The organism is Pseudomonas sp. TE12234 (genome assembly GCF_054061835.1).
Genome location: NZ_JBSSEP010000006.1, coordinates 218334 through 242022, shown reverse-complemented (window position 1 = coordinate 242022; position 23689 = coordinate 218334). Strand labels below are relative to the sequence as shown.

The 23689-nt window shown below is 55.9% G+C and carries 15 protein-coding genes and 1 other RNA gene; 8 read left to right on the top strand and 8 right to left on the bottom strand.

Annotated elements, in window-relative coordinates:
- Window positions 1-128: 128 nt before the first annotated feature.
- Entirely contained in the window at window positions 129-776 is a 648-nt protein-coding gene (locus ACVWYU_RS12510; protein WP_457372798.1) for a hypothetical protein, read from the bottom strand.
- A gap of 219 nt (window positions 777-995) precedes the next feature.
- Between ACVWYU_RS12510 and ACVWYU_RS12505 the strand changes: the two genes are divergently transcribed.
- The 4 genes from ACVWYU_RS12505 to ACVWYU_RS12490 all read left to right on the top strand — a co-directional run bounded on the left by ACVWYU_RS12505 (window position 996) and on the right by ACVWYU_RS12490 (window position 7646).
- Window positions 996-2477: a hypothetical protein gene (locus ACVWYU_RS12505; protein ID WP_457372797.1), complete on the top strand. Its 1482-nt coding sequence runs from the start codon at window positions 996-998 to the stop codon at window positions 2475-2477.
- Between the two features lie 72 nt (window positions 2478-2549).
- Entirely contained in the window at window positions 2550-5951 is a 3402-nt protein-coding gene (locus ACVWYU_RS12500; RefSeq protein WP_457372796.1) for a TM0106 family RecB-like putative nuclease, read from the top strand.
- Between the two features lie 516 nt (window positions 5952-6467).
- Window positions 6468-6680 carry a hypothetical protein gene (locus ACVWYU_RS12495; protein ID WP_457372795.1) on the top strand — a complete coding sequence of 71 codons (213 nt, stop codon included), beginning with the start codon at window positions 6468-6470 and terminating at the stop codon, window positions 6678-6680.
- Window positions 6681-7052: 372 nt separating this feature from the next.
- Window positions 7053-7646 (top strand): hypothetical protein, encoded by a 594-nt coding sequence (locus tag ACVWYU_RS12490; protein WP_457372794.1) that lies wholly within the window; start codon window positions 7053-7055, stop codon window positions 7644-7646.
- Window positions 7647-8208: 562 nt separating this feature from the next.
- On the opposite strand, the gene ACVWYU_RS12485 is transcribed toward ACVWYU_RS12490, so the two are convergent.
- Window positions 8209-9084 (bottom strand): WYL domain-containing protein, encoded by an 876-nt coding sequence (locus ACVWYU_RS12485; protein WP_457372793.1) that lies wholly within the window; start codon window positions 9082-9084, stop codon window positions 8209-8211.
- Window positions 9085-9203: 119 nt separating this feature from the next.
- Between ACVWYU_RS12485 and ACVWYU_RS12480 the strand changes: the two genes are divergently transcribed.
- The 4 genes from ACVWYU_RS12480 (at window position 9204) to ACVWYU_RS12465 (ending at window position 17586) form a co-directional block, all read left to right on the top strand.
- Window positions 9204-9458, top strand: a complete 255-nt coding sequence (locus ACVWYU_RS12480) for a hypothetical protein (protein WP_457372792.1) — start codon at window positions 9204-9206, stop codon at window positions 9456-9458.
- Window positions 9459-9469: 11 nt separating this feature from the next.
- Complete coding sequence (locus tag ACVWYU_RS12475; protein ID WP_457372791.1) at window positions 9470-10522, top strand: ADP-ribosylglycohydrolase family protein; 1053 nt, start codon at window positions 9470-9472, stop codon at window positions 10520-10522.
- 490 nt (window positions 10523-11012) lie between these two features.
- Window positions 11013-12161 carry a hypothetical protein gene (locus ACVWYU_RS12470; protein WP_457372790.1) on the top strand — a complete coding sequence of 383 codons (1149 nt, stop codon included), beginning with the start codon at window positions 11013-11015 and terminating at the stop codon, window positions 12159-12161.
- 64 nt (window positions 12162-12225) lie between these two features.
- Window positions 12226-17586: a sacsin N-terminal ATP-binding-like domain-containing protein gene (locus ACVWYU_RS12465; RefSeq protein WP_457372789.1), complete on the top strand. Its 5361-nt coding sequence runs from the start codon at window positions 12226-12228 to the stop codon at window positions 17584-17586.
- A 113-nt stretch (window positions 17587-17699) separates the two neighbouring features.
- On the opposite strand, the gene ACVWYU_RS12460 is transcribed toward ACVWYU_RS12465, so the two are convergent.
- The 6 genes from ACVWYU_RS12460 to ACVWYU_RS12435 form a co-directional block, all read right to left on the bottom strand.
- A complete protein-coding gene (locus tag ACVWYU_RS12460) occupies window positions 17700-19295 on the bottom strand; it encodes a hypothetical protein (protein ID WP_457372788.1) in 1596 nt (531 codons plus the stop codon).
- Window positions 19296-19307: 12 nt separating this feature from the next.
- The gene (locus ACVWYU_RS12455; RefSeq protein WP_457372787.1) at window positions 19308-20354 is read right to left on the bottom strand and encodes a hypothetical protein; all 1047 of its coding nucleotides are present in this window, start codon (window positions 20352-20354) and stop codon (window positions 19308-19310) included.
- Window positions 20355-20777: 423 nt separating this feature from the next.
- The gene (locus ACVWYU_RS12450; RefSeq protein WP_457372786.1) at window positions 20778-22034 is read right to left on the bottom strand and encodes an integrase domain-containing protein; all 1257 of its coding nucleotides are present in this window, start codon (window positions 22032-22034) and stop codon (window positions 20778-20780) included.
- Window positions 22035-22218: 184 nt separating this feature from the next.
- Window positions 22219-22616, bottom strand: a transfer-messenger RNA (tmRNA) gene (gene ssrA, locus ACVWYU_RS12445).
- Window positions 22617-22730: 114 nt separating this feature from the next.
- Window positions 22731-22982 (bottom strand): hypothetical protein, encoded by a 252-nt coding sequence (locus ACVWYU_RS12440; protein ID WP_390958659.1) that lies wholly within the window; start codon window positions 22980-22982, stop codon window positions 22731-22733.
- Between the two features lie 291 nt (window positions 22983-23273).
- Window positions 23274-23549 (bottom strand): hypothetical protein, encoded by a 276-nt coding sequence (locus ACVWYU_RS12435; RefSeq protein ID WP_247257616.1) that lies wholly within the window; start codon window positions 23547-23549, stop codon window positions 23274-23276.
- Window positions 23550-23689 lie beyond the last annotated feature (140 nt).

Sequence of the window (23689 nt, the reverse complement as noted above, 5' to 3'; positions counted from 1 at the left end):
CGAACGCTTGCACTCCATGGAGATGAGGTATTCGCACACATTAAAACGCGTGTGAACTCCCTCGACTCAATATAAGTAGCAAGCGTAATCACCTGCTTTGTCATCGGGGGATTGGGAAGGTGGTCTATCTAAGCAACAACCGGATAACAAGCGTCACCCCATAGCGTTTCCGGGTTATCCAGCATGAGCAAAATAATCACCGGCACCAGCTTGCCGAGGAGGTTTGAACAGTCGCGCAGCTGATCCCGGTTCACACTGCTGTTCCAAGTTGCGCCCCCATGCATTACCTGGTTATGCAATGTGTAAATTCGATTGAACAGAACGCCCAGTACTGCTGGGGTATTGCGGTTGGCCAACGCTTGCTGCGCTGCTCGCCGACCGCTGGCAAAGCGCTCGGTCCACTGTTGCTCGCTGATCTTGCCGTTCTGATTATCCCAAAAGCTCTGGAACACGTAGGGGTTGTCCAGCAAAGCGCGAATGCTGCCGGAGAACTCGGACCAGACCAGGTTCTCGATCAGGTTGGCAGTGTCGAGCGCACAGAGTTTGTCCAGAAACGCCTTGAACGTGGATTGCTCGGAAAGGCGGTACTGCTCATCAATGTCCGTGGCATAGGCAGAGTTGAAGGCGATCCACAGAAAGATAAAGCGCCCATCAAGATCATCCGCCTGCTCGGCGCGATTCAGCCAGCTTAATGCACGATGAACGCGCAAGGTGAGGTTGGGATGATGGCCTTCACGTTCCTGGCGGTGACGGGTCTTGAGTGCTTGATGGTCCATGAAGTGCCTATCCTTGAGGTCGTGAGCGGTCCGTAAAGAGATAACGTGTGTCTGAAAACTTTACAGGTAGCCGGGCTAATCGCCGCTGCTGTTGAAAAGCGCCTATTCAGGGTATTAGAACCTGCTCCATTTGTTTACCTGTATGAACAGACAACGTGGACGTGGTCTGCCATTTTGCTTAGGGTATGGCCATTCGACATTGCTCGCAAGGCGGCCTGCATGAAGCGTGAACAGTTCCTGGCACAAACCGAAGTGGAGTCTTTCATTGCATGGCTGGCAGCCAACTTGCCGACGCTCACGTTCAAGTTGCGCTTTAAATCCAGCAAGTTTGTACCTGGCGGTTTGACGGTTGATGTCCAGGGGATCGAGCAGGTACTTGAGCATTATCGCTGGAAGGCAAACTGGCACGACTCCAACCAGAGCGCGGTTGACTCTGAAACCTGGGCTCAGACCCAACGCTCTCTGGGGCAACTTCGTGAGTGGCTAGCAAGTGCGGTCAACGCCGGTGATGAACAACAAGCGCTTCAGGCGTGTTTGCAGATTCTTCGTTGGGGTGGCGTGCGGGGTGCCATTCCATTCTTGCATCGGCTGGCGGCAAGGGGTGAGTTGTCGAGCTATCTGCAAAAGGCGGCCGGGCTCATGTCGCTCGACGGTGAAAATGACCTGGATGACCTCGACGCAAGCAGTGTCGAGCGTTTCGATTCTGGCCTGACCAAGATTCACGCCTTGCTAGATTTGTCCGGTTCTCCAATCTATGACAGTCGTGTGGGCGCTGCGATTGCGATGTTGTATTCGCTGTTTCGTCAGCAGTGGGCGGGGCGTGGTAAACCCTTGCTGATGTTCCCATCCGGCGGCGCGCGTGGTAGCCAGATCCGCAACCCGGGAGCGTTCTTGAACGGTTTGGCAGCACCTCAGTTTTCGGCGATCGACTATGCTGCGTGGGCGCGCTGGCAGGTGCGGTTGGGCTGGATTATCCGAGCGCTGCTCGAACGCACCGGCTGGTTTGCTGAACAAGGGACACTGTCCGCGCGTTGCCATGCGGTTGAGGCAAGCCTGTTCATGCTCGGCTATGACCTTCGCTGCTTTGGTCTGACGCTGGCACCTGATCTCAAGGCTGCTGCGCCAGAGGTCGAGGTACCACTTCGGGAGCCTGGCAGTATTGGCTGGGTACCCACGGGGCACCCCTTCAGCCAGGTGCTCCGGGATTATCTGGCCTTCCGTCGCAGCGGTGCGCTCGACAACAAGGCATCCTTTGTTGACTGGTTGTTGGCCGAACCGCGTAACGAGAAGCCACTCACGCGCGCTACCGCGCTGGGCTACTGTTTCCCATTTTCCATTGAAGAGTTCGACTTGTTCGGTCGGCCACTTGCAGCGCTTGAGCGTATTGTCGCCGGTGGCGAGGACGGGCTGCGCGCGGCCCTGTCGACCGAAGCATTGGAGCCTTTCACGATGGGGGATGAACGCGTCAGTGTCTGTCTGGTGGATGTATTGATCACGGGCAATGCGTATGTGCGTGCGACGACTGACAAGGATCGCGTCGACTACATCCTGAGTGCCGGATATGCCGGTACCGAGAATTCTGCAAGGACGCTTATGGCCTTGGGGCGCAACGTGGGCAAGCACTTCGGCCTGCTCGATGCTCAGCATTTGCCGACGGCTTTGTTCAAGCAGTTTTACCAGGACTGTTCGCTCGACGTCTGACTCACACACACACACACGACATTCGCGCAGCATAAAGCGCCCGCGGCACGTTTCACAGGAGTGGATACAACCATGCAAACCCGAAACGGAATTCAGTTGTATTCCGCCTCTGACATCTGCGGTTTTCTCGAGTGTCAGCACCTCACGGCGCTGGATCTTCAAAACCTTGTCGCTCCTATGGAGAAAGCGGCGGCGAGCGATCAGAACCGATTGATTCAGGAAAAAGGCCTGGCCCATGAAGCCGCCTTTTTCGAACGGTTAAAAAGCGAACATGCCAACGTAGTCGACATTGCCGAGGGCAATCCAAGTTTCGCGCGCCGGGTGGAACTGACAATTGAGGCAATGAAGGCTGGCGCAGATATCATCTTTCAGGCGTCGCTTCAGGAAGGTGCCTTTATCGGGCACGCCGACTTCCTGCGTAAGGTGCCGCGGGGGTCGGCGCTGGGCGATCACAGCTATGAGGTCATCGACACGAAGCTGGCCAAAGCTGCAAAGGCCAAGTTCCTTGTGCAGGTTGCACTTTACTCGCGAATGCTGATTGCGATCCAGGGCGTACAGCCTCAGTTTATGTATGTAGTGCTTGGTGATGCTGCACGTACGGAACAGGCATTTCGGGTCGCTGACTACGCCGATTATCTGGAGCAAGTACTGCAGCGGTTCACTGCGTTCGTGAACAGTGAAGGACAGCGTGTGACTTATCCGGAGCCATGCGGGCATTGCGGGTTTTGTGTGTGGCGTGATCGCTGTGATGAACAACGGCTGAATGACGATCACCTGTCGGCAGTCGCCGGCATCAGCCGCTCGCAAATCAAGAAATTGCAGGCTGGCGGTGTGACCACATTGCAACAATTGGCGGACAGTAGCGATGACTTGCGCATCCCCAAGTTGCAAGTGGAGTCACTGAGCAAGTTGCGCCATCAGGCGCGCTTGCAGTTCCAGGGGCGCTCCAGTGATGCCCCGCTGTTCGAGTTTCTGCCGGTCGTGGGTGAACGGCGTGGTTTTAGTCGGATGCCCAGCGCGGCCGATGGCGATCTGTTCTTCGATATGGAAGGCAATCCGCTGGAGGAGGGCGGCCTGGAGTACCTCTTCGGTCTGTATATCGACGAAGGTGGCCAACAATCCTTCAAACCCTTCTGGGCGCATAGCCGAGAGGAAGAGAAGATCGCGTTCGAACAGTTTATCGACTGGGTCATCGTCCACTTCAAGCGTTACCCCAACGCGCATGTCTACCACTATGCCAGCTATGAAGAGACGGCCATCAAGCGCCTGATGAGCCAGCACGGCACGCGCGAGGCACAAGTGGACTGGCTGCTACGCAACGGCAAGCTGATCGACCTCTACAAGGTCGTGCGCGAATCGATCCGGGTGTCAGAGCCCAGCTACTCGATCAAGAACATTGAGCACTTTTACATGGGACAGCGCGGCGGCGACGTTACCAATGCCGGTGCGAGCATCGTGTTTTATGAGCGTTGGAAAGAGACTGGCGAGTTGGCCTTACTCGAACAGATCGAGCGGTACAACGAAGACGACGTGCTATCTACCTATCTTCTGCGCAACTGGCTTTTGAGCATTAAACCGTCGGATGCGGGAACTCTTTCCGGGCCTGAAGCCGAAAGCGAGAAAACGGTAGCGGAGCAAAAGGAGATTGAGGTTCGTCTGGAAAATTATCGCGTACGTTTGCTTGCGGGCCTGCTCGCCGACGAACGCTTGCTCAGCGAAGCGGAGCAGGTGAGGTTGCTCACCTTCCAGCTACTCGACTTTCACCGTCGTGCAGACAAACCGACATGGTGGCAGCTGTTCAGCCGTCAGGACATGAATACAGAGGAGTTGCTGGAAGATATCGAGAGCCTGGCTGGTTTACGGCGGACTAAAACGCCGGCCGAATCGATCGATAGGTCATTTCTATTTGAGTACAGTTTTGAGCCTCAAGAAAGCAAGATGCGCGCGGGCTCCCCAGGCGTCATCTCCGAGTCCTTGGCCAGTGTGCAGTTGGTTCACCTGGACCATGACACTTGCCTGGCGACGTTCAAGGCCACCGCGAACAAAGCGCCACCGGACGACTTCGACTTGATTCCCGGTACGCCGATCCCGTCGACTTCACTGCGCGCGGCACTGTTTCGCTATGCCGACAGCGTCTTGGTCGGTGAGCAGCGCTTCCAGGCGGTTGCAGACTTTCTGCATCGACGCGCTCCGCGAGTGAAAGGCATCGAACCGGGGGCTCCGCTGCTTGATCCGCGCTTGCCGATGACTGATGCCATCAAGCAGGTGGTGCGCAACCTTGAGAACAGCATGCTGTTCATTCAAGGACCGCCAGGTGCAGGCAAGACCTACACCGGCTCGCACGTCATCGTGGATTTGATCAAGGCGGGCAAGCGCATTGGCGTGACTTCCAATTCGCACCACGCCATCAACAACCTGTTGGCCGCTGTTGAGTTCCGTGCGCAAGCGGAGGGGGTCACGTTCAAGGGACTCAAAAAGTCCTCGAACGGAGAGGGCAGTGAATTCATCGGCCGCTGCATTCGCTCCATAGAGGACACCAAGGGCTTCCGTGCGGCCTGGAATGCGGACATTGCCTTGACGGCCGGCACCGCCTGGCTATTTGCCGACGCCACCTTCACCGAGGCGTTGGATTACCTCTTCATCGACGAGGCCGGCCAAGTGAGTGTGGCGAACCTTGTCACCATGGGCATGGCTGCACGCAACATCGTTTTGATGGGCGACCAGATGCAATTGTCACAACCGATACAAGGCGTGCATCCGGGCCGCTCCGGCGATTCGATCCTCGACTATCTGCTGGACGGCACGCCCACCATCGCGCCTGACCGTGGGGTGTTCCTGGCGCAAACCTGGCGGATGCACCCGCACGTTTGCTCGTTCATTTCTCATGCGGTGTACGAAGGGCAACTTTCGTCGGCGCCAGGTACCGAGCGGCAGGTGTTGCGACTGGATGGCCAACGACCGGACGTACCCAGCAGCGGCCTGATGTTTTGCCCTGTGGAACACGACGGCAACGGCCAGAGTTCCGACGAAGAAGCCGCGTACGTCAAAGCGCTTTACACGTACTTTCTGCACCAGCGCTATGTGGATAACACCGGCGAGGAGCACGCGGTCTCGCTCGAAAACATCCTGGTCGTGGCCCCCTACAATTTGCAGGTACAGCTGTTGAAGCAGGTGCTGCCTGCGGGGGCGCGTGTCGGCACTGTGGATAAGTTTCAGGGGCAAGAGGCGGAGATTGTCATCGTCTCAATGGCGACGTCGAACGAAGACTACCTGCCCAGGGACATCGGCTTCCTGTACTCGAAAAACCGTTTGAATGTGGCGGTCAGTCGGGCGAAGTCGCTGGCCTGTATCGTCGCCAGCCCTGATCTGACGGCCATTCGCTGCCAGACGCCGCAAGACATGAACCTGGTCAACGGTTTGTGCATGGCGGTCAGGTACGGAACGGCCGACGAAACGGTGGCCCTGTGTGAGTAGCGGCTTCAAGGGGCGCGACACTTCCCGTCGCTGGCCCCTCATGCTTGTCGCATCAGCAGGTCGAGCGATGGCTTACACCGATCCAAACCGCTGAAACCCTTCAATCCCTAGAGGTTGTGATATGAAAAATCTGTTCGCAATTATCGGTGTCATCGTTGTTGCCAAGAAGGGCTACGAGTTTGTCCGTGAATACATAGAGATGAAACAGGAGCTGGACCGACGTGCCTCTGATTCGGCCTGACAAACGCCGATAACGTCGACAACGTCGTCCTTTGTCTGCTTCCAACTGGTGTCTCCTTTAATACCCAGCACGGCCCGTCCTTTTATCTTCACCTGCGCTCAATGCCACTGGTGTACCACAACAGTACCGCCCAGCGACGCGCTACGTGAGGGCAAAAACTGGTTTTCGAGCCAGAGCGCTGATCTGGATGCCCGGCCTGATATGCGGCTGGAAATCTTCAAGGCCAAGTTGGCGCGACCGTTCAGCTAAGGTCCCATTTCAATGCGAGGTTCGTGATGTGTAACGATCAAGAGGATGGTCACTCGGATGACCCAGCACCCGCGCAAATTGAGACCGAGGGTGAGGTCGAATACAGCGAGGAGTTCGCCGCCATGATCCTAGAGCAGGAGGCGAAGGGCTGCTTCCAGGAAATTGATGTCGATGACATGCTCGCTCTGCTCGATCGCATGATCATCGAGGCCCAGGACATAGGGCGGAAACTGCAGTGACCGGGAAAGACCTGATTGTTGATACAGATGTCGTCAGCTGGTTCGGCTGAAATCCTCGACGGCTGGATTTCTTCTTGGCTGGCCCTGGATTAGTCGTCCTCCGAATTTGGCCCGGCAGTGACTTTTCTGGTTACAGTGCGCGGCCATGAGTGATGGGGCGCTGGCGAGTGAGCGCCTCGCAGATGCCTACCGCTCGACCTTTAACGTAACTCCTGACCCAAAGGATCGGCTTTATCGTTTCTGGCGAGACGATGTGATTAATCAGGAGAGCAACTGGGCAACAGAGATGCCCGCCATGGATGGTGAGTGCCAATTGGCAACGAATCGATATAGGATGCGCGGGCTCATCCAGCAATGCAGCAGAGAGGTCATATGGAGCTTTTTAGAGCGATTCCGTCCAGCCAGATAGAGAAGGCTGGAAAGGGACAGAGTCGTCATCCGACTGTACGCATTCCAAGCAACGTGCCCTACATAGTCGACAATCTTTGGGAATGGTTAAGGCCAGAAAGCATGCCTTCCCGGCGGCACGCCATTTATGCCAGCCCCACGGCAGAGCTGGCGCTTGTCAATGCAAGTGCGCCTCTGATCAACGGCGAGCACTACATAGCTTGTCGTGTGATCGTCGATCCGAATCACGTGCATATCGCTCAACTGACAGTCCGTGATGCCCGAGAGCATCCAGATATTCGAACCGTCACCCGATGGGTAAGCGGCCATGGGCAGACATTTGTTGCCTTGGATCCTGTTCAGAAGCAGCAGATAGCCCAGTTGTTCATGCCGGGGCTGAGGCGAGACGAACTTGAAGACCTGCATCATGCAAACAGCTTAATTGGAGAGGTTTGCCACTACATCAGAGAGGCTTCAACGTTCTGGGGTACCGCGGCGACACCGGCGGCCTCATCCGAGGGCGAACTGTTCTTTGAGCTCACTGATCCATCCGTCACCTATCGGCTGGAGCCGGTTTAAAGACACTGTGAAATGCTGGACGTTTACCAGCTGGAGCCGCTGACCCAGATCGCTCAGGCATGAGTCTGGTTCGATGATAACCTGTTGGTGCTGATGTGATTTTGATTCGGGCTGTCGGAATTCATTTACCCATCCGAATACTCAACAAGTGATGAGGTTGTGCAGGATTTCAGAGGTTCAATTTGTATTCAATCTACCACCTGGATGTCGGCAAGGGCGTAGCCTGAATGACCGTGATGCAGTGGGTAATGCGCCACCCCATTGGCTGGCCGTGAACGGCCACGCCAAAGCAGCGAAGTACTTTGCCAACCGCTTCATGATGTTCAGCCGTGATCTGAACGCGAGGAACAACGAGGGTCCCACCGCCCAAAATGTGACCATGTTAGTGGGGCATCACGACATAGCGACGCAGCTGCTTATCCGAGAAATCGACAACTACCTGGGTGCGGCGCTTATCTGGCAACAGATGTGTGCCAGGTTGAGCAGATATAGCTGCACCTGAACGAGCATGAGCCGGCCATCGACTTGGGGCATCATGCCCCTCGTCTCAGGGATTTGAGAATCAGTCATGCATCAGCCACGGCCTCAGTTCCTTGAGGTTGCTCACCACAATTTGCTGGGCCTCAGGGCTCGTCGCCAGGTTGCGCGGGTCGATTCGATAACGCTGCAACACATATTTCACTAAGGCCCTGCGGCTGGGCACCACCAATTGTCCTTGCGTCATCCCGAAGTCGGTTTGGATGATTGCCTTCTGCGCCTCGTTCAATCGCCCATCGGGCTCGAAGATAATCGGAATCTCGACATTCCAGTCTTCATCCAGCTCCCGTGTGTTCGGCGATTCGTCGAGCAAGTCCGGCTGCCCGCGCAGGCGGCTGAGTACGAAGTCGCGGTACTGGCCGTTCTTTTCGCAGTAAGCCCGCACATGCCAGCGCATGCCGGTGTAGACCAGCGTGTGAGGGGCGATGAGGCGAACCTCCACGTTCGGTGTATTAAACGACACGTATTCGGTTTCCAAGCGCAGGCCTTCACGACAGGCCTTGAGCAAGGGGCGCAGGACCTCCGGCCGAATGGACCGATCCGGCACTTCCAACACCTTGGTGTGAGCGTAGGCAAGAGCCAGTCCGTCAATGTGTGGGGCACGCTCATTATTCTGATAGAGCAGGTGTAGATAGGCACTGGCACTGTCATCGATGAACAGGGGTTTGAACTGCTTGCTCGGCAAATAGCCCTTGAGCTGTTTGTCATATGTCAAGTTTTTGGGCGCATGGTCGGTGATGTAGGTATTGATGTCTTTCGACGCTTGCTGCCGACTGATGCCAAAGCTCTGCATCAAGTGCCTCGTGGTTAGCCTGCCCTCCCACCAGGCGACTGTCTCAATCAAACGATAGCGAAGTGCCAGGTCCCAGCGTACCTGTTCGATGGACTGCTTGCGTTTCATACCCTCTCCATGTGCGCGAATATTTTACCTGTATAAGTCTACATTCTAGACCTGTCGTTCAACACTACATATCGTGTGAATGTCTTCGAGATTTTTCGAACTCACGGAAGGAAGTGGACATGGCTACATGGGACGCGGTTTCGATAGGAGCATTGCTGGTGATGGGGGCAATCCTGCTGGTGCTTTTGCTGCAGTACCTGAGGTTACGCGAGCTCTTGCAAATGGCTCTTGGTTGTCAAAAAAACGTGCGCTGGGCGCAGATTTGGGAAATGGAAAACCGGGAACTACGTTCGGCGCTGCGAGCAGAGAAAGCGCACATCGAGCAGTTGCAAAGAAAGCTGGTGATTTTGCAAGACTTGATACCAGCAGTGTGAAGGGAAAGGACATGACAAGGCTTGAACGGATTAAGGGTTGCCTGCTGGGCGGTGCTGTCGGTGATGCGCTAGGTGCGCCAGCGGAGTTCCTCGAGTGGTCGGTGATCGAAGCCAAGTACGGCCGCCACGGTATCGTCGACTTCGCCCCGGCCTACGGCGTTACCGGCGCCATCACGAATGACACCCAGATGATGCTCTTTACTGCCGAAGGTTTGCTGCGGGCTTTTGTGCGTGGCAGCTCGGGTGGGGATTGCCATGTGCCGAGCGTTATCCACCATGCCCTGCTGCGCTGGTTGCTGACCCAGGATTATCCCGCACCGGTAGCGGTCAGCCAGGACGGATGGCTGATGGAGCAATCGGCACTTTGGTCGCGCCGCGCCCCAGGCTCCACCTGTCTCATGGCCCTAAAGGTCAGCCAACGGCTTGGTGCTATCGCGGAGAACAAAAGCAAGGGCTGCGGCGCCCTGGTCCGCGTTGCGCCTTGTGCATTCTTTGGCAACGCCTTCGACTACGCAGTCCAGTCCGGCCGCCTGACCCATGGGCACCCGGCTGGCTACCTGACCGCAGGCTTGTTCGCGGACATCCTCCAGCGCATGGTCGACTGGCAAGACAGCCTCGAACACGCTGTCAGTGAAGGCCTGGCCAAACACGGACATAAGCCCGGTATGGAAGAAACCCGCAGCCTGATCGAGCGCCTGCTGTTCTTCTTCTACGAAGGCTACCGGCCCACCCCGCAACGCATCGCTGAACTCGGGGGTGGTTGGATTGCCGAAGAGGTGCTGGCCATCGGGCTGTGGTTCGCAATGTTTGCGGACTCATTTGAAAACGGTGTCATCACGGCGGTAAACCACGGCGGCAACAGCGACAGCACCGGCCTTATAGCCGGCCACTTACTCGGCGTGCAGTACGGCGCCGCCGCTATCCCTCAGCGCTGGCTTGCACAACTGGAACTGCGTGAGGTGATCGAACAAATGGCCGAGTATATCGACCGTGTTCCGCTTGAGTACTGCGGGTATGGCGGGGAGTTCGATCAGCAGATCGAGTTTGCGTATCCCGGTAGTTGAGAGGGCTGACGGTAGTGGACCCAGACAAGTACTCAGGGGAGCAGAAATGCCAATGAAACCCAGGCCCTTTAGGTATGTTTGTGAAGAGTGCGGTTGGAAGAAAACAGTAGCGCCGCGCAGTGATGCATTGAGGCCGGGGGAGTGGTTTGATCGGTGTCCGAAGTGTGGGAGCAACGGGCTGAGGATGCGGGCTGCATGATGTTTTGAGGCGGCGATAGCCGAGTTTCTGGCACGACGGCGATTCTGAATCGTGGATGAAGTTGATATCACGAGTTGGGAGGCTCGCCGACAGGCGATAATCTTAAGTGGTAAAGGGATCGGGCTTTGTTGGGGGCAAATCAATACGCATTCGGTAGCCAGCCAAAGCCGCTTCAGTGAAACTTTTTCAAAGGGCATAGCTAGGTAGATTGGAATACTGGCAGTTTGCCCTGCCTGCTGGCATGCTCTCGACCATCCGACAGCAGATGCTGCCGTGCCAAGGAGAGCAAGCGTGGGTTTGGAGAAGAAAGCTAAAGCAGCACAACTAAGCGTGCTGAGCAAATATGGTGTCCTGGCGGATTTTTCCGGGCTAGAAGATGCGGAACTTGATCGCGCGCTCAAGGGTGGAATACCGGCAGCAGCGGCACAAGACCTGACCTTTGCCACCTGGTGTGATCAACTGCTTGGGCAGGGCACGCGCGTGCCGGTGGCTCGTTTCGATGGACCGATTGCAGGACAAACCAGGCTTACTAATCTCGCTGCCGGTCATGAACTAGTCAAAAGCCTCAAGGCACGTGACAGGCAGCTTCAAACTTCGCTCAAAGCTGCCCGATTAGAAATCGTGACGCTGCAGAGCGAGTTACAAGCGCTTCGGCAAATCAGGGCTCATGCCGTGTTGGTCGAGCCGGTATCCGATATCGCGCAGCAACTGCGCGATTGGTACAACCGCACTACACCTCCCCTGCATCGCATCCTCTGGGAAATCAAGGAGATCGAAGGGGCTATTTTCGAACACCAGGGACAGCAAAACAGGGACTACCGTAAGCAACTGGTCGAAATCATCCTGAGCGCACTGGCAGATCTGGAGCATCTCGGCTTTTTCATCGAGGTGGAGTTACGGGACGCTTCGTCTCGAGAACCGATTGCTCCTTCGGTCGTGCTGCATCGCAGCCAACCATTTGATGGCGAAGAGTGCGAGCGCGAGGGATTTGCGTTTGTTGTCGATGGCGTACAGCCAGATGTGCTTGAAGCCGCCAGCGAATTCCTCTGGCCTGGACGTGCGTTGCCATCGGTCAACAATCAAATACGATTCGATTGCCATGTCAATGTCGCTCTCAATCAACGGCTTGTCATGAGTGAGGACGAGATGTTCCATCTCTCGTGCTTCATGCATAAATTGTTCGAGGCCATGGCCAGATCCGGCGATCACCGACCAAGGGGAACCTTGCGCGAAAAGGTGATCCTCTGCCTACTGCTGTCCTGTACAGCTCCATGCATGCCCGCTCGATTACAGCGGCAGGAATTACCTCGACTACAAGACACCTTCTACCGTGGACATAGTCCGCTCGCAGCGCAGGACCTGAATACTGATCCGAATGCCTCGGCCGGGAAAATCGTCGAATACTTGTTCCATATCCTGCATGCACAGATCTGGCGGTGATATGACACTGCCTGCCTGGTCGCTGGACAGGGTACGCCGAGATGGATAATTGTCGGAGACAATCATGAGCAAGTTCGAAGTGCCTTCCAAATCAGTGGAAGCCCGGCGGGATATCGAGTCCAAGACCCGCGCGGAAATTGAGGCGTACCTTCTCAGCCGCGGCAAGACTCAAGTTCACAAGAGTGCCCGTAACCTTTCGCTGAACGTCTCTGACGACTACGGAAATCGCTTTCTTGTCGAACTCATCCAGAACGCTCATGACGCTCATCCGCATGGACACAATGATGGTGAGGTCGCCATTGTTTTCTCCCCGGACGAATTGCCTCATGGTTGCCTCTACGTTGCTAACCGGGGGAACGGTTTTTGCGCAGGAAACTTTGAGTCCATCACGCAAATCGCGCTGAGCAGTAAATCTGTAAACGAAAGCATCGGTAACAAGGGGCTCGGTTTTCGCAGTGTGCTGCAAATTTGTCAATGGCCGCAGGTCTATTCCGTCAGTGATAGTGCGGGCGGCAATAGTTTTGACGGTTACTGCTTTCGCTTCGCTGAGCAAAGCGATATCGAGACCATTCTGACGGAGACAGGTGAGGATCCTGTACTTGCGGGAGAAATCCTGCGGAACATGCCGTGCTGGTTCCTGCCTGTTGTTGCAGAGGATCGTCCGGGGTTGGTTCCGAGGTTTGCGTGCGAAGGATTCGCATCGGTTGTTCGTATGCCGCTGGACTCTGCGCAAGCAAGAGCATCCGTCCTCGAGCAGATTGAATGGTTGTGCACGTTGCAGACACCGCTTCATCTCTTTCTCGAGCGCCTGGCGCGCATCACCATTGAGCGTGAGCCTGGGCAGGTGCATACGCTCAGTCGCACGGTGCGCCAGTCCTGGAAACGCGACCAGGTGGATATCCAGCGTGTTGCGGTCGGTGACAAGCAGGAGTTTCTCTTCCTGAGTGCAGATCTTGACGCCGTGGAGTTTCGCCAGCAACTCGAAGACAGCGTCGGCAAGGGAGAGCTACCTGCTAAATGGCAGGACTGGCAAGGCTCGGCCCGTATTACTGTTGTGGTGCGCCTGGATGCCTCTGCCGAAAAAGGTTTGTTGTACTGTTTTCTCCCGCTTGGCGCAGAGGCCGTTGCTCCCTTCGCTGGTTACATCAATGCCAATTTTTATACGAACATGAATCGTCGTTCGATCAAGGAAAGCGTCGGTCTGAACCAGTATTTCATTCAGTCAGCAGCAAAACTTGTGCGTCCGGGAATTGAGTTCCTTATTGAGCGGGACTGGCCGACGTCACCTGGTGCAGTGATCGATTTGATGTGTTGGCGTGAACCCTATGCCGAAATTATCAGGCGGACATTCAGCGAAAGTGATTCATCGTTCCTGGAACAACCCATCCTTCCAGTAGTGACAGCCGCCGGTAGTGTTCGTTGGGCGCCAGCGACCAGTACTCATCTATGGGACACATCGCCTGGGGCCATGTTTTCCAGCGAAGCGATCGTCTCGGCCACATTGGCGGACATCTTTACGTCCAGCGTGACGGCTCTTCAGCGCGATGCATTTGTCGCGTTTTTCGACCTGATTGACAAGGACTTCGATCCTGCGCCCGAAACTATGGCGCAATGGGTGGAGGCAGTTGCTCTACGTCTTTACAAAAAAAAGGTATCGATAGAAACGTGGGCACTTTTCTATGACGAGGTTGCGATTAGTCTCAAGGAAAGTCCCTCTGCCTTGTTCGACAAGCACTTCCTGTTGGGCCAGGACGGCGAGCTGATTGCAAGCTCCAGGATTAAATCGAAGAGGAAAACCAGAACCACCGACATCTACTTCCCTCCTGCCGCCCGGGTGGGTGCAGAGGATGAAAACGATGGCGAACACGCACCTTTAGCCAGCCTGCCAAAGAAGCTGCGTGAGTGGTTTGCCTTCGTCAGCCCGCAGATCCCTTGGTTGACCAAGGACGGGTACCGACCCGCTCATACCTTCCTGGTTAATGGAAAACTGGTTCGTGAGTACGACACCCGCAGTGTGATGAGAACGCTGGCAGGCATTACCTCCAGTCAGGCGGCGCACAGCACGAAGATGGCGGCACTCGAAGCGGCATTGCGCTTCTGGTTGGTCTCGACTCCTGAGATTGGTGAACTCAGGTTTTTCCTTCCCGCCAGGCAAGGATGGGTTGCTGCCTCCGAGGCGATGTTTGGGAATGGTTGGACTTCCCCCAACGGTAAAGCGCTGGAAACATTGTTGCAGCGTTGCGGCGCGCTATCTGCTGAACTGGCAGCGGCATCAGGCCGGCTGCTACCGGATTTCAAGGAGTGGGAAGGTGGCGGAGACGTGGCGCAGTGGTACCACTTTCTTGGCGCTTTGGGTGTCCGCGATTGCTTGCAGCCGACAGGTTCATCGAGGCGGATACAACAGGAGGTGAGAGCCTGGCCGATGGTGCGTTTGATCACTTCGGCAGTCACTGATCTGGATGAGCAGAGCAGTGAGGTGTGGCGAAATGTGCTCAGTCAACTCGCTGAAAAAATTCCCCACCCCTACACAAATTATCACTGCGAACTACGCGCTTGGCGTTTGCCAGGCCAGACCGATTCGCTCCAGTTTCCGCCAGAATTGCGTCGCGACTTTGCTGTACAGGTGTTGCGTGCAGTTCAGAACCTTTCGAAGGAGTATTTTGGCTTCATCATGTCGGCCCGGGGCGCATCATGGGGCCACGTAGAGTGGCCAACACCACTTCAGGCATTTCTGACGCAAGTGCCGTGGGTGCCTGTGGTGGACAATGTCAACCACACGGTATTCGTCACTCCGAAGGAGGCATGGCATTTTTCCAGCGACGATGATCATCAGAAACCCCGATTCATGCCGCTCGTTGCACGCCCGATAGCAAAGCTGCTGAATGAGGGCTATACCCGGCCCGCCGGCTTGGGTATTTTGAATGATCCTGACGACGCTGAGCGTGCGCTCCAGGTCTATGCAGCGGCTGCAGAACAGGGCATTGCCGAGTCGCGGGACGTGCGCCGGTTTAAAGAGCTGTTCAGCAAGGCGTGGAATGAGGTCGCGCGAAGGGGGTGCTACCCCGAGATTAAAGTGATTCCGGTTTCCTCCGGGGGCCAGATCACTGCTGTTCCAGTGACGCTGGACACTTCACTGGAGGCTTCAGCCCAACCCGTCTATTTCATCGATGAAGAAAACTCGGCAAAGACCCGGCTCCTGGAAGAACTCGGAGATCCCCTCTTCGAGTTCGACATAAAGGACCGCCAGGGCGCCTGGACGCATCTCCAGACTCAAGCACCTGGACGCTTCATACGGGTCAGCGAGCAGACGCTCGAAGTGCACATTGATGGCATTCCCATTGACCAGGTCCAGACATTGCCCTTGCTGCCGGACTTGTATGGCGCGTGGTTGGTTGAATTCATTCTTTGCGCCGCCGAGTCCAAGGGCGGCGGGCACTTCCAGCGTACACCGCAAAGCTTTGCCCAGCTGCGAAAAAACACCAGTTCGTTGCGCTTCCTCGTCGGGCAAAGCATTTCCGTTTCCATGGGTGGGCAGCCTCGCTCGCTCCCTGCTGGACTGCGGGGCGCATTGACTACACGAATAGGTAACCAAGTCATTCTAGTTGCGCAGAGTGCTCGGGCCCCCGATTTCAGTTTGCTCGCAGAGATCCATGAACAGTTGGCTGCGGCGCTGAATCAACCCGGCCTCGCCGCTGGACTGGAGGCGGCTTTTCTTCGCCTGATGATGCGTTTCCCTGATGGGGAAGTAGTGCCGAGCAACGATGAAATCGCAGAAATCCTGGGAATGGAGGTGTCTTCGGTCCATGCCGTTCGCCGTTTGTCTCAGGCAGACCTTTCTGCGCAGATCCGTTTTGCCCATGTTCTGGCGGTCTTACACAACCGGGATGAAGTGGTGCAACAGCTGGTGGCGCTACCAGAGCGCGATGACGTAGGAGAGGAGGTGCTGCTGGAGTGCTGCAATGACCTGGCAGTCATCTTCGGTGTCGCACCGCGTGAGCTGTTGACTCGTTTGAGCCAGATAGCTGACTTTCGCGGGCTCCAGAGTGCATTCAATCTGGATTTCGCCATGCTCAATGGCACTCTGAGCAGACTGGGCAAATATTACCCTCCGATCAACAACAAAGAACTGCATACGCGGCAGTTTCAAGCACACCTCAAACACCGCGAATTTCATTACGTCGAGCATTTACGGTCCAACTTTCTCGGGCACTTCGATAGTCAGGGCTCCCTGGCGCGTTATCTGCAGCTTCGCGCTGAGCTGGCGGCTCTGCCCCCTGACCCTGATTGGTTTGAATCGTACGATGACCTGCCAGACCTGGTGGTTGAAAAATATGTGCTAGGTTGGCTGCAGCAACAACAGTTAGTTACGGATTTACCGGTTCAAACGCCAGCGCTAAGCAGATGTCGCGAACAGAATATCCAGTTCCTGCAAAGTTTTGCGCTGCGCTATGGCAAGCTGGTATCGGCTTGGCTGAGCTCAACTCTCGAGCAGGTTGCGCAGGCCTGTCGATCGCTTTGGCAAGATCCGGGTGCCGCTAAACTGAGGTTGCCAGTGCAGGCCCAGCAGTGCGGCTGGAATGACTTCCGCTTGCTCAATGATGATCTTGTCGTCCAATGGCTTACCCTGGACGGTGCTTGGCCGAGTGGGAAGCTGGCTAGTCAAAGGCCTGAAGACTGGGGAATATCTCTAACTGCCGTGCATGACGCACAAGAGGCAGCCAAACAAGCGAAAGAGCAACAGCGTCGCCTGAGAACCCAGATCACTTTTGCGGGCGACTCGTTTTCTGCGCTAACGGAAAATTACGCTGAATTAGCGAACGCGCTGCGTGCCAGATTGAGTGAGGCATCTCGTTTGACTAGCGATTCGACGGAGTTTTGTTCGCTTGCTGATGTGTCACCGTCCCCTGTTAACACTACTTCAGGTGCTGGAGGTGGTGGAGTAGGGAATCGGCCTGCACCCGATACGCAAATGTCGGAAGAGCAGCGCAAGGCTATTGGTTTCATTGGCGAGCTTTGGGCGTTCGCATGGATCAAGCAGCATCATCTACAAAAGCATGCGATGGAATTGGATGAGAACTGCTGGGTGTCGGGGTACCGCGACATCATGCTCGCTACTAAAAACGGAGACGACAGTCTGGGCTACGACTTCGTGGTAAGGGACAAGCAGACTACTTATTACTACGAGGTCAAGGCTAGTTCTGGCAATCCCTGCCGATTCGAGCTTGGTCCAACTGAACTCGTCGCCGCGCAGCGATACAGTACTGATACCAAAAATAAATACAGGATTCTCTACATCTCTAACGCGACCGATCCGGATCGTGTACAACCGCTGTTGATCGACAATCCGTTCTCAAGTCGCGGCAGGAAAAAACTGCGCATTGTGGGTCGAGGTAGCGTGACATACGCTTTCGAGCTTAGAGATTGAGCGGTAACCGTCCGGCCAAGTCACCTTCCAAACTTCGGCATTCCGATACGCTTAATCCGTAGGGAGGAGACTACGCTGGAGCAGTAAACCCTTCGCTCCAGCGTAGGTAAAACTCAAGCCGGCGAGGGTGCATCTAGCAAATACCCATCCAACTCTTCAATGACGCTCACCGACAACGCCATCTGCGCACTGATGCGCGTATCCAGCGCCCCGATCACCTGCCTGTCCCGCTCAGCCCGCACAACGCCAAACAGGTCGATCTTGTCGAGCAGATAGCAGACAAAGGTCATGCTCAGCGCCGTCGCCGCTCCCACCAGCACCGCCGTCAGTACACCGGCGATAGGGGCGAACAGGGGCACGCTGAGGATCAGCTTTTCGGCAGCTTCTTCCAGGGCCACGCCGCCGACCACCACTCCGCCTGCAGCCAGCAGCTTCAACGCCTCGTGTGCCGCCTGGGCGAAGCTCATGTTCTTGGGTGGGAAAAGGAAGGTCTTGAGTGCCTTGAGTAGTGAGAAGATCCCCTCGCGAATCATCCGTACGGCGCGCTTGCCGGTGGTGACGAACAGGTTGATTAACACGGTCACCGCATTGGAGATGAAACCGGAGATGAAACCACCGCTAAAGCTGTCGAGCATCTGCTCCCACTTGCCTGCAACCTTGACGCCGACACGCTTCAGGCGTTCGCCAAGTTCGGCCAGGACGGTCTCGCTCTGGCGGCCATTTCGGTAGAGGTCTTTGATCTCGTCCAGGGAGCTGCTGAACAACTCTACCATCAGCATGCCAAAGGCCTGCTGGGCACCCATCTTCAAGCCTTCGGTCATGCCCGTCTGGGCTGCGTGGGTGGTGTAGAAGGCGGCTTTTTCCGAGGTGCTGGGGCCGTGGTGGTCGGCGGCGGTCTGGCCGCGTTTCACTGCTGCCTCGAGTCGGTCACGATCGATGTCGTAGTGTTCTTCGTTGGTGACTGTACGACCGTTGGATTTCTTATCCACCCACTCCAGTTTCTCTTCATCGCTCATCGATTGGTTGATGCTGCGCTGGGTGGAGATCAGGTTTTCGGTATCGGTCCCGAAGTCGGCGCGCTGGGTCTTCGACTGCATGAACCCGCCGTTCTTGTGGTAGGACTTCAGCGGTACGATGTGGTCGGGGCTGGTGTGCTTACCCATGACGGTTTCGCCGGTGTAGCCATCAGTGAGCTGGCCCTTGCTGTCCAACTGGCCTTTGGTGAACGTGGCACCCACCGAATTCTCGTGGTCGCCGGCAAACTTCTTACCTTGGCTGTTCAATCCTCTGTCGTAGTCATCGCGGTTGTATCGTTCGTCGGTGTTGGCATAGATACCTTGTTGGGCATTGTGAATAGTAGTCACATTGCCCCCTTGTTTGTCATACACCGCAAGGACCTTACCCAGTCCCAGGGGGCCGGCAATTGCCGCGACGATATCGCGTTGTGCCTTGGCCAGCAGATCGTTCACCCGCGCCTGGTCGAACTCCTTCTCAAGTTCGTCCAGCAGCACGCGAGCCTCCTGCGGGGCAGCCTGGAGGGTGACGCTCAGCGAGGCATGGTAGTCCAGACTGGCAAGGCGCGTGGTGTCGGCTTGGCTGGCCAGCAGGGCCGCCACGTCCTCAGGGTTGGCTGCGGCATGAATCAGCGGGCGGTTGGCCAGTTGCGCGCGCAGGGCTTGTTGCTTTCGGAACTGTTCGAGTTTGCTCATCGGGCGCTTTCCTTACGCGGCTTTTAGGCTGTTCCAGGCTTGCATGAAGGCTGCTTCCTGCGGGTGAACGCTTGCTTTGCTGAGTACCAACAGTTTGATGATCTCGTCGAAGATGGACATGTCCATGCCCGACTCTATTGCCAAAATGAAGGCTTCCTTGATGGTGGGTGGCTGCTGGTAAAGCGATTCGATCTTGGCCTTTACAATGTCCGGAATGGCGCCTGCGGCGACACCTGTGATGAACTGCTCGATACCTTCCCTATCCTCCTCGCTGATCCCGCCTTTGCAGTTGGCGGTCGCCACCGCAACCGCATTCAGCGCCATGATGGCATTGAAATGCTTGCCAGCAAGCTTGAGGCTTTGCATGGCCTTCTCGAGTTCCTGGTTCAGCTTTGTGATCTCGGCCAGATGCTCGGCCTTGGCTTGCTTGCGACCAGCCTCGACGCCAGCCTTGTGCGCCTCTTCATCGCCATCGAGATTCGCAGCGACCACGGCTCCGGCAACACCCGCGCCCACCGCAACGGCAATTGTGCCGGCTCCGGCTAGTGAGCCGAGCAATGTTGCGCCACCGACTAGTGAGCCACCGCCGGTGAAGGGCGCCGCGGCAACGGCGCCGACCCCGATCGCGGCGCCGCCGAGCACCTTCCAGTAGTCGATTTCCTTTTCGCCCGAGGCCACGTCCTCGACATAGTTGCGGGTAGCGTCAAAGCCATCGGAAACCGCATCACCTACGGTTTCGACGGCATCGGAGAGGGTTTCGACGGTAGAGTTATAAGCGCTTGAAGCCGTTTCCGAGACCGACTCGGCTACGGTGCTGACGGTGTCGACGGTGGCATCGTAGGCATCGGATACCGTCTCGGCGACTTTGTCGGCAACCTCGCTGACGGTTTCCTTGGCCGAGTCGTAGGCCCTAGACAAGGCGTCGCCGATGGACGAGAAGATGAAGGTGCCGCCCAGCGTGCCGCGGGTCATCAGGGCACTATCGTGGCTGATCAGGTTTGCGCCGAAGCCTTCTGTGGATTGCAGGAAAATATGTCGATACACGAGCGGGCCATCCATGGTGGACAAAAGTGCCTGAGATTCTCCATGGGGATAGAGCGATGTCAATATGCCTTTATAGGCTTTTCGAATGGCTCCCCGCTATATGAGGCTTCGGCAGCTGCAGCTCGATAGCCTCAACCCTACTCATAAAGTCAAGGCTTCACGCTCCTTGAGCTGCTCGAGGCGTTGCAAAAGAGCGGCTATGAATTCCTCCCCGTGATTGAAAGTTTTGGATGCGGTAGGGGCGGAACACCGTTACTGATGCTGCACCAAGTCGAAGGATGCGACTTGCGCGGGCTGCAGGAGCCTGAGCGCGATACCGCTTTAATCGTTGCCCGGAAGCTGATGGTAGCGATTGAATGTCTTCATGAGCAGCAGCTAAGCAACATGTCGTTCGCTCTACCCGAAAACCACTAGTTTTTTCCGATACTGAGCCGTGGATCAACGTATTAACACGACTTTTCTATCTCTGTTTTCTTTGATAGCAGACACTGACAGGTTGCCGGTAGCCGCTTCTTGAATATGCTCGCTCCACCAAGCCATCATTGGACGTCTGCGCTCGATGTAGTCAGCTCGGTTGTAGGCGCTGCGTACCTCATCTTTATCGACGTGGGCTAGCGCAACCTCGATTAACTCAGGATCCCAGCCGTGTTCATTGAGGATGGTACTCGCCATTGATCGCATGCCGTGACTTACCAGGCGCCCCTCGAAACCCATGCGCTTCAGTGCCATGTTGGCGGTCTGGCTGTTGCAGTGGGTGCGAGGGTTTCGGTCTGCAGGGAAAACGTACTCCCGATATCCACTGTAGGGCTTGATCGCTTCCAGGAGCGCCAAAGCTTGTTCCGTGAGCGGAATGATGTGTATCCGACGTTTCTTCATACGCTCTGCCGGTATAGTCCAGATCTTCTTTTCGAAGTCGATATCAGCCCAGCGGGAAGTGGCAGCCTCGGCTGGCCGAGTCATGGTGTGAAGTTGCCACTCAATTAGGCAGCGTGTAGTTCTTTTTATGCTGGCATTGGCAATTGCCACCATGAGCTCTTTCAGCTCATCGGGCGCAAGGGCCGCCATATTTTTCTTTTTGGGCTTTTTGAAGACGGAACGGATTCCACTGAGCGGATTCGCGTGAATCAATCCCGAATTGACACCATAGGTCATGATCTCATTGAGGCGTTGGGTTAGACGTTTAACGGTTTCGAGACTGCCCTTCGTCTCGAGGGGGCGCAGCAAATTTATGACTTTCGGGGCAGTGATAGCAGAGATTGGGGTGGTGGCCAGATCAGGGAAGACATGCAGCGTGAGGGAGCGCCAAATATCCTCGGCGTATGCAGGGGTAACTGAATCCTTTTTGAGGTCGAACCACGCTGCCGAGATATTTTCGAAAGTGTGTTCCGTGGCTGCTTTTTTCGCGTGCCGCTCGGCGTCGCGTTTCTCTTTAGGGTCCAGCCCCTGGGCGACGAGCTCTCTCGCTTCCACGGTTCTCTTGCGTGCTTGAGCCAGACTTACCTCAGGAAAGGTGCCCAATCCCATATTTATCCGCTTTTTCGTCACGGGTTGGATGTAGTTGAAATTCCATAGCTTTGAACCATTGATTCTCACTCGCATCTGAAGGCCGTTGCCGTCGGTGAGTATGTAGTCCTTTTCCTTCGGCTTCGCGGCTTTGACTTTTACGTCTGAAAGGCGCGTGGCTTGGGCCCCCATGGTGTATTCCAGTGCTGTTTATGTATTCCAAAAAATAGCAGGTGAGGGCTTGGAATACCACTTGGAATACACGAAAACGTAGATGGTCACGGATGCTGGTGGACGCTCGTAGACTCTAAACCCCTGTATTTACTGGATTTCAGGCACAAAAAAAGACGTCCGTGGACGTCTTTAGATGTTGAAGTGGTGGAGCCGGGGGGATTTGAACCCCCGTCCGCCAGTACTCCGCTGTCGGTACTACATGCGTAGCCGTGTCTATTAAGTTAACCCTCAGCGACCCGACGGGCAGGGTGCTTTGGGCGAGTTGTGTAAGTTTTAGCCGCTTCGTCCACAACGTACTGCACGGCGATTCTGTTCTATATGACAATCATTTTGGGTTTACAGACATCCCCTGATGATTGCTGGACCCGAAGGTACCAGAAGCTCAGGCTCTAAGGCTGCTTACGCAGCGATAGCGAATTCCTGGCCGTAGTTATCGTCATTGGCAACTATAAGTAGTTGCAACAGTGGATTTACGAGTTCTGTTACCAACTCGGCATGCACCTAAAGTTTCGCGACCGGCGTCGAATCCTAAACGGCCCCGAGCCTGTTACTCGGTGAATCAAATTGAGCAACAAGCCTGCACAGTGTACGCCAACACGCTTCAGAAGGCCACCCGCAAGGTTGGCCTCGATTGATCATGGGCTGGTTCGTTGGTCAATTTGCCATAGACAATGCCTGGCTGGCCTCGGTGGCGCATTTTTTGTCATCTTTGGCGGCTTGTGAAGCTTTGGCGCTGGCCAACAGCCTTTTGATCTCGGGCGCATTGGTGGAGGTCGCTGGCAGCGAATTCACTTTGGCTTCGAGCTCTTGCAGCTTGCTCGTACACAGGTTGTTGTCCGCGGCAAATACGGGAGAGGCCAACATGGCAGCAGAAATGAACAGGCCAGCGACTAAGGTACGTTTCATGGGGATCTCCTCGAACTGATGGGCTCGGTGCTGCTGTATGGGCGGGGGCTCGGCCGAGTCTAAAAATCAGCCACGTTGATTGGGCTTATCTAAAGACTGCGGGGCGGCAAAGTAATTCGGTCTTGGCAGAAAAGCGATGAAAAAACTGCGCGACAGGCCCAATGGCACTAAAAAGGTTTGCCGAGCCCCAGATGCACCAAAACCCGCAATTTGACGGGTTCTGGATTTGCTTCGTACTGGATGGAGCCAGTACGCCGGCAAGGCCAACCCGAGGGTTGGCCCGGAGCTGGGTTATTTCCCGCCTTTGTTCGCGTTCTTGATGTCCTGAATGGTTTGGTTGGTCTCGGCGACGCAATCATCAATCCCTTGCTTGGTGCCTTTTGCGTGGTCTGCTTGGGCTTGCTTGACGGAATCCGCTACCTGGTCAGCCATTTCCTCAGGAATCTGTGCCTGGGCGTCTTCGATGGTTTGCAGATTGACGGCGCATTGATCTTTTTCGGCGGCAAACGAGGGGGAGGCCAGCAGTGAGGCAGTAACGAACAGACCAAACAGTACAGAACGTTTCATGGGTATCTCCTTGAACTGAGTGGCCAGGCATCGCTGACCATCAGGACGGGCTGCCAAGTGTTGGAAAGGTCCCGCATTTGCGGGACTTGGTCAGTAGACTGCGGCGGCACATCAGGGTTCTAATTTTTTGCTGTACTGCT

Excerpts from the sequence above, each read along its gene's own strand:
- ACVWYU_RS12480 (WP_457372792.1), top strand. The coding sequence starts at position 9,204 with ATGGCTACATGGGACGCGGTTTCGATAGGAGCATTGCTGGTGATGGGG.
- ACVWYU_RS12440 (WP_390958659.1), bottom strand. The coding sequence starts at position 22,982 with ATGAAACGTACCTTAGTCGCTGGCCTGTTCATTTCTGCTGCCATGTTG.
- ACVWYU_RS12475 (WP_457372791.1), top strand. The coding sequence starts at position 9,470 with ATGACAAGGCTTGAACGGATTAAGGGTTGCCTGCTGGGCGGTGCTGTC.
- ACVWYU_RS12485 (WP_457372793.1), bottom strand. The coding sequence starts at position 9,084 with ATGAAACGCAAGCAGTCCATCGAACAGGTACGCTGGGACCTGGCACTT.
- ACVWYU_RS12435 (WP_247257616.1), bottom strand. The coding sequence starts at position 23,549 with ATGAAACGTTCTGTACTGTTTGGTCTGTTCGTTACTGCCTCACTGCTG.
- ACVWYU_RS12510 (WP_457372798.1), bottom strand. The coding sequence starts at position 776 with ATGGACCATCAAGCACTCAAGACCCGTCACCGCCAGGAACGTGAAGGC.
- ACVWYU_RS12490 (WP_457372794.1), top strand. The coding sequence starts at position 7,053 with ATGGAGCTTTTTAGAGCGATTCCGTCCAGCCAGATAGAGAAGGCTGGA.
- ACVWYU_RS12500 (WP_457372796.1), top strand. The coding sequence starts at position 2,550 with ATGCAAACCCGAAACGGAATTCAGTTGTATTCCGCCTCTGACATCTGC.
- ACVWYU_RS12465 (WP_457372789.1), top strand. The coding sequence starts at position 12,226 with ATGAGCAAGTTCGAAGTGCCTTCCAAATCAGTGGAAGCCCGGCGGGAT.
- ACVWYU_RS12505 (WP_457372797.1), top strand. The coding sequence starts at position 996 with ATGAAGCGTGAACAGTTCCTGGCACAAACCGAAGTGGAGTCTTTCATT.
- ACVWYU_RS12495 (WP_457372795.1), top strand. The coding sequence starts at position 6,468 with ATGTGTAACGATCAAGAGGATGGTCACTCGGATGACCCAGCACCCGCG.
- ACVWYU_RS12450 (WP_457372786.1), bottom strand. The coding sequence starts at position 22,034 with ATGGGGGCCCAAGCCACGCGCCTTTCAGACGTAAAAGTCAAAGCCGCG.
- ACVWYU_RS12460 (WP_457372788.1), bottom strand. The coding sequence starts at position 19,295 with ATGAGCAAACTCGAACAGTTCCGAAAGCAACAAGCCCTGCGCGCGCAA.
- ACVWYU_RS12455 (WP_457372787.1), bottom strand. The coding sequence starts at position 20,354 with ATGGATGGCCCGCTCGTGTATCGACATATTTTCCTGCAATCCACAGAA.